This is a genomic window from Fictibacillus sp. FJAT-27399, from assembly GCF_001510655.1.
Taxonomy (GTDB): Bacteria; Bacillota; Bacilli; order Bacillales; family Fictibacillaceae; genus Fictibacillus_C; species Fictibacillus_C marinisediminis.
Genome location: NZ_LMVC01000009.1, coordinates 1 through 12,841, shown reverse-complemented (window position 1 = coordinate 12,841; position 12,841 = coordinate 1). Strand labels below are relative to the sequence as shown.

The 12,841-nt window shown below is 45.8% G+C and carries 11 protein-coding genes and 1 other annotated feature; of the genes, 1 reads left to right on the top strand and 10 read right to left on the bottom strand.

What is annotated here, in order from left to right; all coding sequences use genetic code 11:
- The first annotated feature begins 51 nt into the window (after positions 1–51).
- Positions 52–234 carry a hypothetical protein gene (locus AR335_RS24595; protein WP_156419134.1) on the top strand — a complete coding sequence of 61 codons (183 nt, stop codon included), beginning with the start codon at positions 52–54 and terminating at the stop codon, positions 232–234.
- Between the two features lie 107 nt (positions 235–341).
- Positions 342–579 (bottom strand) — a binding site (T-box leader).
- A 67-nt stretch (positions 580–646) separates the two neighbouring features.
- Here AR335_RS24595 and gltX read toward each other — a convergent pair.
- From gltX to AR335_RS21925, 10 genes are all read right to left on the bottom strand, one after another.
- Positions 647–2,113: a glutamate--tRNA ligase gene (gene gltX, locus AR335_RS21970; RefSeq protein ID WP_062240199.1), complete on the bottom strand. Its 1,467-nt coding sequence runs from the start codon at positions 2,111–2,113 to the stop codon at positions 647–649.
- Between the two features lie 50 nt (positions 2,114–2,163).
- On the bottom strand, positions 2,164–2,640 hold the full coding sequence (ispF, locus tag AR335_RS21965) for a 2-C-methyl-D-erythritol 2,4-cyclodiphosphate synthase (protein ID WP_062240197.1): 477 nt from the start codon (positions 2,638–2,640) through the stop codon (positions 2,164–2,166).
- Positions 2,615–3,328 carry a 2-C-methyl-D-erythritol 4-phosphate cytidylyltransferase gene (gene ispD, locus AR335_RS21960; protein WP_062240194.1) on the bottom strand — a complete coding sequence of 238 codons (714 nt, stop codon included), beginning with the start codon at positions 3,326–3,328 and terminating at the stop codon, positions 2,615–2,617. Before ispD ends, ispF begins: the two co-directional genes overlap by 26 nt.
- A 64-nt stretch (positions 3,329–3,392) precedes the next feature.
- Positions 3,393–4,484 carry a PIN/TRAM domain-containing protein gene (locus tag AR335_RS21955; protein ID WP_053356223.1) on the bottom strand — a complete coding sequence of 364 codons (1,092 nt, stop codon included), beginning with the start codon at positions 4,482–4,484 and terminating at the stop codon, positions 3,393–3,395.
- 83 nt (positions 4,485–4,567) lie between these two features.
- A complete protein-coding gene (gene disA, locus AR335_RS21950) occupies positions 4,568–5,641 on the bottom strand; it encodes a DNA integrity scanning diadenylate cyclase DisA (protein ID WP_062240191.1) in 1,074 nt (357 codons plus the stop codon).
- A 3-nt stretch (positions 5,642–5,644) separates the two neighbouring features.
- Positions 5,645–7,021, bottom strand: a complete 1,377-nt coding sequence (gene radA / locus AR335_RS21945) for a DNA repair protein RadA (RefSeq protein ID WP_062240189.1) — start codon at positions 7,019–7,021, stop codon at positions 5,645–5,647.
- 220 nt (positions 7,022–7,241) lie between these two features.
- Positions 7,242–9,674 (bottom strand): ATP-dependent protease ATP-binding subunit ClpC, encoded by a 2,433-nt coding sequence (clpC, locus tag AR335_RS21940; protein WP_053356226.1) that lies wholly within the window; start codon positions 9,672–9,674, stop codon positions 7,242–7,244.
- 25 nt (positions 9,675–9,699) lie between these two features.
- Positions 9,700–10,767, bottom strand: coding sequence for a protein arginine kinase (locus AR335_RS21935; protein WP_062240186.1), 1,068 nt, complete (start codon positions 10,765–10,767; stop codon positions 9,700–9,702).
- Positions 10,768–10,770: 3 nt separating this feature from the next.
- Positions 10,771–11,307: a UvrB/UvrC motif-containing protein gene (locus tag AR335_RS21930; protein WP_062240182.1), complete on the bottom strand. Its 537-nt coding sequence runs from the start codon at positions 11,305–11,307 to the stop codon at positions 10,771–10,773.
- A 36-nt stretch (positions 11,308–11,343) separates the two neighbouring features.
- Positions 11,344–11,814, bottom strand: a complete 471-nt coding sequence (locus AR335_RS21925; RefSeq protein ID WP_053356229.1) for a CtsR family transcriptional regulator — start codon at positions 11,812–11,814, stop codon at positions 11,344–11,346.
- Positions 11,815–12,841 lie beyond the last annotated feature (1,027 nt).

Genomic DNA, 12,841 nt, shown 5'->3' with positions numbered 1-12,841 from the left:
AATCCCCCCTTAGTTAGAAAAGCTGAAGCAGGCGTTTAGGGCCGAAAGACGGTGGAACACTTACACAGCAACACGCTTTTTGTGTTGTGGTGGGAGTGTGAAGCGGCCGAGGCCCTGCCTGCTGAAGCTGGATCGAGAAAAGCTGAAGCTCCTGCAGCTGCCGAACCGCTAGTTTACCGTAATCCCCATTTGGCCGGTAAACGTGTGCTTTTCGCCAGTAAATTTTCATTTTAGACAGTAAATGTGCACTTTCGGACAGTAAACCCTTCATTTCCGCCAGTAAACTTATCCATGGCCCTTGCTCTGCCCGCTCCAACAAAAAAAGCGCCACTGTGCGTATGCACAGAGACGCTTTTTGCGCGGTTCCACTCTGTTTAACAGCAAAAACGGAATATAACGCCGTATTTTTGCTGTTCTCCTTGTACTCCGTAACGTGGAGGGCCGCTTTTATCTACTGTATCGGTTCGATAAAAGGCTCCGAGGTGCATTTCAGTTTCCTTTTCATAAACCGCTCTCAGCCCATGGCGGTTCTCTCTGATAGGAAAATGGCAAACTTACTCTCCTCATCCTTGCTGTCGCTGTAATTAATTTCTTTTAATATATTACATTAGGAGCAAAATGTTAACTAATTTTGCCTGACAAAAAATTATGATAGGCGGGATGCTGTTTTATCCAGGCGTTTCAGGATCTCTTCCTTGCCAAACAATGAGATAGCTTGAGGAAGATCTGGACCATGCGTCTGGCCTGTAGTCGCCACGCGAATCGGCATGAACAGATTTTTCCCTTTTTGCTTCGTTTCCTTTTGTGTCGCTTTAATCGCCGCTTTCACTTCCTCCGCAGAGAAATCCGTGATCGCTTCGACATGGCCTTTAAAGGCAGCGATGACTTCAGGAACCGTTTCGCCTTTCAAAACTTCAAGCGCTTCTTCTTCATATTCAATCTGATCCTTAAAGAAGACATCTGTCTGTTCCACGATCTCAGCGCCATAGCTTAATTTTTCCTGATAGAGGGCGATGAGCCTGGATGCCCACTCGCGGTCTTCCTCAGTCATGTTCTCTTTGAGCCTTCCTGCTTCAATAAGATGCGGAAGGGTAAGTTCCATCACTGTTTCAAGGTCTTGCTTTTTCATGTATTGGTTGTTTACCCAAAGCAGCTTCTGCTTGTCAAAAATAGCGGGTGCTTTTGACAGTCTGGAAGGATCAAAGATTTCAATGAACTCTTCCTTCGTGAAGATCTCTTCTTCTCCAACCGGAGACCAGCCAAGCAAGGTAATGAAGTTGAACAAAGCTTCAGGAATGTATCCCAGCTGTTCGTACTGTTCAATAAACTGGATGATGGACTCATCGCGTTTGCTCAGTTTCTTGCGGTTTTCATTAAAAATGAGCGTCATATGGCCAAACACTGGCGGCTCCCAGCCAAACGCTTCATATACCATAAGCTGTTTCGGTGTATTGGAGATATGATCATCTCCACGCAATACGTGAGAGATCTTCATCAAGTGATCATCTATGGCAACTGCAAAGTTATAAGTCGGAATGCCGTCTTTTTTCACGATGACATAGTCGCCAATCCCATTGGAATCAAACGAAACATGTCCTTTTACCATATCATCAAACGCATACGTATGGTCTGCCGGCACAGCAAAACGAATACTTGGCTTTCTTCCTTCCGCTTCCAGCGCTTTACGTTCATCCTCCGTCAAATGGCGGCATTTGCCTGAATAGTGCGGAGTTTCATTTTTAGCGACCTGTTCCTCACGTGATGCTTCTAGCTCTTCCTCAGTACAGTAGCAAGGATAAGCCAGACCGCGGTCTAACAAGTCCTCATAGTGTTTTTTGTAAATATCCAGGCGCTCCATCTGAGTATACGGTCCATACTCCCCGCCTACATCTATGCTTTCATCCCAATCGATGCCCAGCCATTTTAAGTACGTCAGCTGGCTTTCCACTCCGCCCTGGATGTTTCGTTTTTGGTCAGTATCCTCAATACGGATGATAAGCTTGCCGTTATTGTGGCGGGCAAACAAATAGTTAAACAATGCTGTTCTTGCGTTCCCTATATGTAAATGTCCTGTTGGGCTTGGTGCATACCTTACCCTTACTTCGTTTGACATTTCAATTCCACCTCGATATTTTTTTTGCTTTTCCCATTGTAACACTTTGTCTATATTTTTGTAATAAGGATGACTGCGTTTGCGGCGATCCCTTCACTGCGGCCTGTAAAACCCAGCTTCTCAGTCGTTGTCGCTTTCACATTAATCTGGTCCGTTTCTGCTCCGAAAATCCCGGCGATTACACTTCGCATCTCTTCAATGTATGGAGCCATCTTTGGCTTTTGCGCAATGATTGTGCAATCGACGTTTCCTAGAATATAGCCTTTGTTCTTTACAAATTCCCACGACTCCTGAAGCAGTTTTTTAGAATCCGCATCTTTAAAAGCCTCATCTGTGTCCGGAAAATGCTTGCCGATATCGCCTTCACCCGCTGCTCCGAGCAACGCGTCGGTTACGGCATGAAGCAGAACATCAGCGTCTGAATGGCCGAGCAGCCCCTTTTCATAAGGAATAGTGATACCTCCGATAATCAGAGGGCGCCCTTCGACGAGCTGGTGTACATCATAGCCTTGTCCCACTCGAATCATGTTTTTCCCTCTCCCTTTGTGCCAAAATGGCATTGGCGAATAGTATGTCATGCACCGTTGTTAATTTAATGTTTAAATAATCTCCCTCGACTATGGATACAGGGTAGTTCATTTTTTCTACGAGGCTCGCATCGTCCGTTCCGAGAAAATCAGCTTCAGCTGCCACCCGGTGAGCGTCCAGTACGACGGGAAGACGAAAAGCTTGTGGGGTCTGGACAGCCCACAAGCTCGCACGGTCTACCGTTTCACTCACGGTTCCGCCTGTTGCTTTTTTTACCGTATCTTTTAAAGGAACAGCCAAAATGGCCGCTCCTGTTTCATTCGCTTTCAGCACAAGTTCATGAATGTTTTCTCTTTCCACAAAAGGGCGTGCACCATCATGAATCAGTGCCAGGTCCGTGTGCTGCACTGCTTTTAATCCTTCAAAAACACTGTGCTGCCGTTCTGCCCCGCCTTCAACAATCCGGGCAATCTTTTGAAAACGCCCATTTTCAGCCAATTCTTGAAATTGAGCCTGTTCTAACCGATTCACAGCCAGGATGATTTCCCGGCACCACGGATCTTGCTCAAATACAGAAAGTGTATGAGCAATGAGCGGTCTCCCGTTCAGTTCGATCCATTGTTTGTTCTTTCCTGCATTCATCCTTTTTCCCTGGCCTGCAGCAGGAATGACTACGCTATATTCCAACAACCTTCTCCACCACACTATACCGCGTACAGAGAAATCCATCGCTCTCTTGTAAGCTCGTTAATTATAAAGCTTTCTCCAGAAGTTTCGGCTTGGCAAAAATCATCCGTCCCGCAGAAGTCTGCAGTACGCTCGTCACGAGGACATCGATGGTCTTACCGATATAGTTTCGGCCTTCTTCCACCACGATCATCGTTCCGTCATCAAGATAGCCAACACCCTGGTTATGCTCCTTGCCGTCTTTTATCACCTGCACGATCAATTCTTCACCAGGCAATACGACCGGTTTCACCGCGTTGGCAAGGTCATTTATGTTCAATACTAACACATTTTGAAGCTCGCATACTTTGTTTAAATTAAAATCATTCGTTACAACGATACCGGACAGAAGCTGGGCGAGTTTCACCAATTTGCTGTCCACTTCGCTCACTTCTTCAAAGTCGCCTTCGTAGATCTCCACTTTGATGGATAGTTCCTTTTGGATGCGGTTGAGAATATCAAGTCCGCGCCTTCCTCTGTTCCGTTTCAATACATCGGACGAGTCGGCAATATGCTGAAGTTCTTCCAGCACAAAGCGAGGAATAATGAGCGGGCCTTCAAGGAAACCGGTCTGGCAGATATCCGCGATTCTTCCGTCAATGATGACGCTCGTATCTAGAATCTTATATTTTCCTTTAAGCTTTTCTTCTTCCGTATCCTTTTTCCGTTCTTTTCCTGAGCGGTTAATGGAGAACAGATTAATCAGCTCATCCCGCTTTTTAAAACCAACCTGGAAACCGAGGTAGCCTAATAACAACGTTAGAAATATGGGCAGAACCGAACTGAACACCACAATATTGATGTTATTAAGAGGAAGTTGTACAAAAAAAGCAACTATAAGTCCGAATATAAGTCCCATCGTTCCAAAAAGAACATCAGTGACCGGAGCTTTTACGACGGTTTCTTCCACCCACCGGATCAGCCCAACAATATAATCAGTCACCCAAAACGTAGATAAAAAGAATATAAGTGCCCCTAAGACGGCGCCCGCATAAGATGAAGTCAATTCTGACGGCAGATCACCCAAATTGAGAATACGGATAATGTCAGGGACATAGATAAAACCAAGCATGCCACCAACAACAACAAAAAACAGCTGTACAAATCTTTTAAGCATGCATTTCACCTCCCTTAACCATTATTTACAGATTGTCTGTTTTGAAACGTGCTCTTTTGATAATTTCCATAAAAATTACCCATTTATATATGCCTGTCTACAAAAAGCTGCTCCTGAATCCGTTTCAGGCCGTCTTTAATTTTCTTGGCACGGATTTCTCCGATGCCCTCTACTTCATCCAGCTCTTTGATAGAAGCTCTCAAAATACTCGGAAGACTGTCGAATGTTCCGATTAAATTTTCCACAATGAGCGTCGGCAGCCTTGGAATCTTTGAAAGGATGCGGTAGCCACGCGGATGAACGGTTTCATCCTGCACATTGGAAGAAGGGGAGTGTCCCAGCAGTTTCACAATGACATTTTCATCAAACAGCTCGTCGCTGGAAAGCTTTTTGAGCTGACGGAGAATGTGTGCCGGGTCATGTTTTCTGTCTTTTACATAATCTTTGATTAAAAGAACTGCCTCATCTTCTATGTTAGATACAAGTTCTTCCATCTGCATCCGTATTAATCTTCCCTCTACACCCAATTCATTAACATATTTTATGATTTCGCTCTTTATTCTTAGAACCATTTCAATACGGTGGATGACCTGGGAGACCTCCTGAAATGTCACAAGCTCCTCAAATTCAAGAGCACCAAGGTTTGTTACGCTCTGGTCGAACACAACCTTGTATTTTTCGAGGGTCTGGATGGCCTGGTTTGCTTTTGTTAAAATGACACCGATGTCTTTCAATGAATAGCGGATCACACCTTGATAGAGTGTGATGACATTACGTCTCTGAGATATCGATATAACAAGATTTCCGGTCTGCCGGGCTACACGCTCAGCAGTCCTGTGCCGGATTCCGGTTTCGGTAGACGGAATAGACGTGTCAGGCACCAATTGCGTATTGGCATATAGGATGCGAGAGGCATCTTCACTCAGGATGATGGCTCCATCCATCTTAGCGAGCTCATAAAGAGATGCCGGGGAATATTTACAGTTGATGGAGAATCCTCCGTCAACAAGCTGTGTAACTTTATCATTATAGCCGACAACAATGAGGCCGCCAGTATTGGCGCGGAGTACATTGTCTATACCCTCTCTGAGGGGTGTTCCTGGCGCAACGAGCTGGAGCATGTTGCTGATGATCGCTTCTCTTAGTATATGATCCATACCTTATCCTCCCAAAGTATAGTGCAATGCCTCTTCAACAGTAGACACACCAATCACTTCAATTCCTTTAGGGATTGTCCATCCCCCGAGGTTTTTATCCGGAATAATCGCCCGCTCGAAACCAAGTTTCGCAGCTTCATGAATCCGCTGGTCGATTCTTGAAACCCGCCGCACTTCTCCTGTCAGGCCGACTTCCCCGATCATAACATCTGTCGGCCGGGTAGGAGCATCCCGAAAGCTCGATGCTATGCTTACGGCAACGGCCAGATCAACAGCTGGTTCATCCAGACGCACACCGCCGGCGACGTTTAAATAGGCGTCCTGATTCTGAAGCAGGAGGCCCACCCTTTTTTCAAGGACCGCCATAAGCAATGAGACTCGGTTATGATCGATGCCTGTTGCCATCCTTCTCGGATTTCCAAAACTTGTAGGGGATACTAATGCCTGTATTTCTACAAGCATTGGCCTTGTTCCTTCCAAAGAAGCAACAACAGTCGATCCGGCTACTCCTTTTGAACGCTCCTCAAGAAAAATTTCAGAAGGATTGAGGACTTCTGACAGCCCAAGCTCCTTCATCTCAAACACACCGATCTCATTGGTTGATCCAAAGCGGTTTTTGACTGCACGCAAGATTCTGTACGTGTGATGCCGCTCACCTTCAAAGTAAAGCACCGCATCCACCATATGCTCAAGCATTCTCGGTCCGGCAATCGCACCTTCCTTCGTTACGTGTCCGACGATAAAAATAGCAATCCCTTTCGTCTTGGCAATCCTCATAAAATGGGACGTGCACTCCCGGACCTGAGAGACACTTCCCGGGGCACTTGTGACCTCCGGACGGTAGACCGTCTGTATGGAGTCGATGATGACGACCGACGGATTGATTTCTGTTACGGCTTTTTCAATAAGATCAAGGTCAGTTTCAGACAGGACAAAAAGATCTCCCGCCGATATATTCAGCCGGTCAGACCGGAGTTTCGTCTGTTTTACTGATTCTTCACCTGAAATATAAAGCACTTTTTGCCCGTGCTGGGCCAGTTTTGCCGAGGTTTGCAGCAGAAGGGTGGACTTCCCGATTCCAGGATCTCCTCCAACGAGCACCAATGAACCAGGAACAATCCCTCCGCCGAGCACCCGGTTCAGCTCAATCGTATGAGTGTTGATGCGCGGCTCCTGTTCACTTTTTATATCAACTATGGATTGGGGCTTTTGCTGGGTGCCTGAAGCCGAAGAAGTTGTCAGGCCTCTTGTCTGGGTATCACGCTTGATGACTTCTTCCACCATCGTGTTCCATTTGTTGCATCCCGGGCATTTTCCCATCCATTTCGGTGATTCATACCCACATTCCTGGCACATAAAAACAGACTTGTTTTTGGCCATCCATTTCTCCTCTATTTCCAGACTGCTATGGAGCAGCTGGACCATTCTCTCTTTTTTTAATCTTGCTGTCTTTATCTTATCAAAAAAGCAGGCTCTCTTTCCAATGGGGGCATTTGGAATTTAGATAAAATACAGAAAATGATTCGACAAAAACCCGGAAGACGTGACTGCCTCCCGGGTTTTTGTATTTATTTCTATACAATTGGACAAATCCCATCATTTACGATGTAGCACCGACGGTCTCAACAACAAAGTCATTATTATCCACATCAATTTTGACGGTGTTTCCTTTGCTGATGTTTCCTCTTAGCAGTTCTTCTGACAGGCGATCCTCGATCTTACGCTGAAGGGCTCTGCGCAATGGACGCGCTCCATACTCCGGATCATAGCCTTCATCGGTGATCTTATCGAGTGCCGCTTCAGTGATTTCGATCTCGATGCCCTGATCTTTCAAACGTTTGATAAGTGAATCGGCCATAAGTGTAACGATCTGTTTGAGATGTGTCTTTTCAAGGGCATGGAAGACAATAATCTCATCAATACGGTTTAAAAACTCTGGACGGAAGGCTTTTTTCAGCTCAGCCATCACTTTCGTTTTCATGTCATTATACTGCTGATCTTCCGTGTGAACCGTAAACCCTAGAGAGCTGTTGCGCTTGAGCGTGCTGGCTCCAACGTTGGATGTCATGATGACGACGGTGTTGCGGAAGTCTACTGTACGCCCTTTAGAATCTGTCAGGCGTCCGTCTTCAAGCACTTGAAGCAGAATGTTGAACACTTCAGGATGCGCTTTTTCGATCTCGTCAAGCAGGATAACAGAGTATGGCTTGCGTCGTACTTTTTCTGTCAGCTGTCCGCCTTCCTCATGTCCTACATAGCCTGGAGGTGAACCAACGAGTCGTGAAGTCGTATGTTTCTCCATGTACTCAGACATATCAATGCGGATGATCGCATCCTCATCACCGAACAGGGATTCGGCTACCGCACGGGCCAGCTCGGTTTTACCTACTCCAGTAGGTCCCAAGAAGATGAACGAACCGATCGGACGCTTCGGATCTTTCAAGCCGGCACGGGCTCTGCGAATCGCTTTTGAGATGGACTGAACCGCTTCATTTTGCCCTATGACACGGTTATGAAGAATCTCTTCCAGCTTCAACAGGCGTTCCGTTTCTTCTTCAGCCAGTTTGGAGACTGGAACGCCGGTCCAGCTGGAGACGACCTGCGCGATATCCTCTGGTGTTACCTCTGTATTCTCCTGACCTTGCTTTTCTTTCCATACGTTCTTCGTTTTCTCAAGTTCCTCGCGAAGACGCTGCTCAGTATCTCTTAAGGAAGCTGCTTTTTCAAACTCCTGGCTTTGAACAGCAGCATCTTTCTCCTTGCGAACTTCTTCAAGCTTCAGTTCAAGCTCTTTTAGGTTTGGCGGTGCAGTATAGGAACGCAGTCTCACTTTGGAAGCTGCCTCGTCGATCAGGTCAATCGCTTTATCCGGTAGGAAGCGATCGGAAATGTAACGATCAGACAGCGTTACGGCTGCTTCGATGGCATCATCAGTAATGGTGACACGGTGATGCGCTTCATAACGGTCGCGGAGACCTTGCAAAATCTGTGTACTTTCATCTTTTGTCGGCTCATTTACTGTGATTGGCTGGAAGCGGCGTTCAAGCGCTGCATCCTTTTCAATATATTTTCGGTACTCATCCAGTGTGGTCGCTCCGATACATTGAAGCTCACCGCGGGCAAGGGCCGGTTTAAGAATATTCGATGCATCGATGGCGCCTTCTGCTCCGCCTGCTCCAATCAATGTGTGCAGCTCATCGATAAATAGAATGATGTTCCCCGCCTGGCGGATCTCATCCATGACTTTCTTGAGACGGTCTTCAAATTCACCGCGATACTTGGTACCGGCAACGACCGTTCCCATATCGAGTGTCATGACCCTTTTATCACGAAGCGTTTCCGGAACTTCATTATTGATGATCTGCTGAGCAAGACCTTCTGCAATCGCCGTTTTACCAACACCCGGCTCACCGATGAGGACTGGGTTGTTCTTCGTTCTGCGGCTCAGTACCTCAATGACCCTTTGAATCTCTTTAGAACGGCCGATGACTGGATCAAGGCTTCCATCCTTCGCAATCGCCGTCAGATCTCTTGCAAGGCTGTCAAGTGTCGGTGTGTTCGCGTTCGTAGAAGAACCCCGGTGATTGGATGATGCCTCATTGCTTCCAAGAAGCTGAAGCACCTGCTGGCGAGCCTTATTCAAGCTCACTCCGAGATTATTCAGTACACGGGCTGCCACTCCTTCACCCTCACGGATCAGTCCTAGCAGGATGTGCTCCGTGCCCACGTAAGAATGTCCCAGTTTACGGGCTTCATCCATGGATAGTTCAATAACCTTTTTTGCTCTTGGAGTGTAATGGATGGTTTGCACGGATTCCTGGCCGCGTCCAATTAAGGTTTCTACTTCTTTTTGGATCTTTTCAGGTCCAAGACCAAGAACGTGAAGCGCCTTAGCGGCAATTCCTTCACCCTCACGGATCAAGCCAAGCAGAATGTGCTCGGTGCCAACATTATTATGGCCTAAACGGATTGCTTCTTCCTGTGCCAGCGCAAGTACCTTTTGAGCTCGTTCTGTAAATCGACCAAACATCATAATCATTCACACTCCCATTCAAATTTTAAGCTTCTTCAAGTTTGATTCTTTCCCTTATTAGCGTTGCCCTACGGATATCACGCTCATCAGGATTCAACATTTCATTGGCATATTGCTGCAAAAAGCCCGGTTTTGTAAGTATCATTAATTCATTTAATATGGATCGGGAAATTCCTTCAACAATTCCAAGGTCTATTCCCAGCCTGACGTCGGATAGGCACTGTGCAGCTTCCTTCGATTGGATGATCCGGCTGTTCGCCAGAACTCCATACGACCTGAAGATCCGGTCTTCAAGCTGGATTTTCAAACCGTCCTGCAGAGTTTTTCTTGCTGTTCTCTCTTGCTGAATAAGCTGAAGGACGACACCCCGCAAATCCTCTACAATATCTTCTTCTGATTTTCCAAGGGTTATCTGGTTGGAGATTTGAAAAACATTGCCCTGAGCTTCCGTTCCTTCCCCATATATCCCACGGACTACGAGACCCAGCTGGTTGATTGCCGGTATAATACGGCTGATTTGTTTCGTTAAGACCAGAGCTGGCAGATGCATCATAACAGAAGCACGCAATCCTGTTCCAACATTCGTCGGGCAGCTGGTCAGGTAGCCTCGTTCCTCATCAAACGCATAATCCACCTTTTGTTCGATCCAGTCATCCAATTCAGCTGCGAGGGTTAAAGCCTCATTCAGCTGGAAACCCGAAAAAAGGCACTGGATCCGGAGATGGTCTTCTTCATTGACCATGATGCTCACAGACTCATCATGATTAAGCATCACTGCACCAAACTTTGATTGTTCTGCAAGATGAGGGCTGATTAAGTGCTTCTCTACCAATACCCTTTTTGCGAGAGGTTTTAGCTGGTCGAGATGAAGAATTTCAAACTCTCCGAAATTCCCGCAGCTATTTTCCTTACAAGCCCCCGCTAATGTCTGAATAACAGCCTCTGATTCCTCCTTGGAAGCCAGATCTGGAAAATTATATTTTTCGAGGTTTCGGGCCAGCCGGATTCTACTGCTTAACACAATATCTGAATCAGGTCCTTCTTTTTTCATCCAGGGACTGATAGCTTCACTTATAAAATGTTCAAGTGACATGCTCTATTCCCCCTTTTCCCGGTTCTTTTGCTTTTCCAAAAGCCGAATTTGATCACGGGTCTCTGCCGCTTTCTCAAATTCCTCATTTAAAATATACTGCTGCATCGCTTGCTTTAATTTTTCCAATTCGCGTTTTTCTTGAAGCCCGCTGCCAATCCGTTTCGGAATTTTCCCGGCATGTCTTGTATTCCCGCCATGCACCCTCTTTAAAATAGGGTCCAGCTTCGAATCAAAAACTTCGTAGCAATGGCTGCAGCCAAATCTGCCGGATTTGGCAAACTGATTGTAGGTCATGCCGCACTGAGGGCAAGCCTGGACCGACTGTTGAGAAAGTCCTGGAGAAGTCGTTCCCGAAATGGAAGGATCTCCATAAAGCAATCCAGAGAGCAGCTGATGAATAGAGAAAGTATTCGACCCCGGAAGGAATTCTCCTTTTTCTTTTGCACAATGCTCACAAATATGGAATTCTGTTTTCTTGCCGTTTACAATCTTCGTAAAATGTAAAGTGGCAGGCCGCTCATTGCATTCCTGGCAGAACATTTTTTTCCCCTCCCTATTAATAAATGTGATACATCGTTATCTGGTTCTAAATTTTAATGTCCGAATCATTGCTTTTAATAATTCAGCTCTTAATTGATCACGTTCAGGAAGGTCTAACACGTGTAAAACAGAGCGATCTGTCACGCTTAGCATAATCCTCGCCTCGCGTTCGGATACGATCTGCTCATCAAGCAACCGCAAAATAACATTCTCCGCATTTCCTTGTGAAATACGATCATTGATAAGAAGCAGCAGCTGATCAATAAGGTCGACATAATTCTCTGTTTTGACTTTAATGATTCGAATGTATCCCCCGCCGCCCCGTTTACTCTCTACAACAAAGCCTTTTTCCACCGTAAAACGGGTGTTGATGACATAATTAATTTGGGAAGGGACACACTGGAACTTTTCAGCAATATCCGTACGCTTGATTTCAATGAACGTCTCATTTGATCCCGCGATGACCTGCTTTAAATATGCTTCAATGATGTCTGAGATATTTTTCAACCTGCTCCCCTCCCCTCTGACTTTGACTATCTTTGACTATACAATTATATTATAGACGCTTTTTCAGGGTTTATGCAACTAATGTATACTTTTCGCATGATTGGGGGACTAGCTGTTTCTATCACAGTATTACCCGATATTTTTGGGATTAATCGTAACAATTGAAGACTTTTCAGTGTCGAAAACAGACAACACTTTACAGAGCCTGGTCTCAAGGAAGTTTTAGATTTTAAAAGTTTTGTGCGGTGTTTGGGTTTTGTTGAAAAAGGGACTAATGAGAGGTTTTTTAATTTCCTTTTTTGTACGATTGGAGGGCTGCGGGGCGGAATAAGAATGATCTAGACGGCCTGCCCTTGGGTGATTTGGGAGCGTTACTTGCGGGTTTGTACGGTTTACATGCGGCTTTGGCCTTTTTACGTGCGACTTTGAAGGGTTTACATGCGGGAATGGAGACTTTACGTGCGACTTTTCAGCCTTTACATGCCAAACCCATCATTGTCATAAAAAAGAACATACAAAAAAGCACCACTGGATAATCCAACAGTGCTTCATTCGTGCCTGGCAACGTCCTACTTATACAGGGGCATGCCCCCAACTACCATTGACGCGTGTTCGGTGTGGGAACGGGTGTGACCTCTTCGCTATGGCTAACCATCGAATTTCCTTTGCTCCGAGCACGCCCTAAGCAGCGAGATGCAGACCACCTCATTTGGTTGATCCCTCGATGGTTTTATGAAAAATAGAACAAGTAATTAGTTTGTATAGGCTTTATCCTTTCGTGTTCTCTTTGAAAATCATCATTTTGTGGCTAATGGATACGGTTTCGAAGGTTCTGCTTTGTTGTCCGGGAGCGTTACTTGCGGAATTGGTGGGTTTACTTGCGGCGTTGGCGATGATGTATAAAAGTATGTGTAAGCATTTTATAGTGGACAAATAAAAAAAGACAAAGTACTCTCGGGTTTGTCCAGAACCATGAGAGGAGACTTTGTCTTTTGAATAATTCTACTATAAACCAATTAGATTTAGG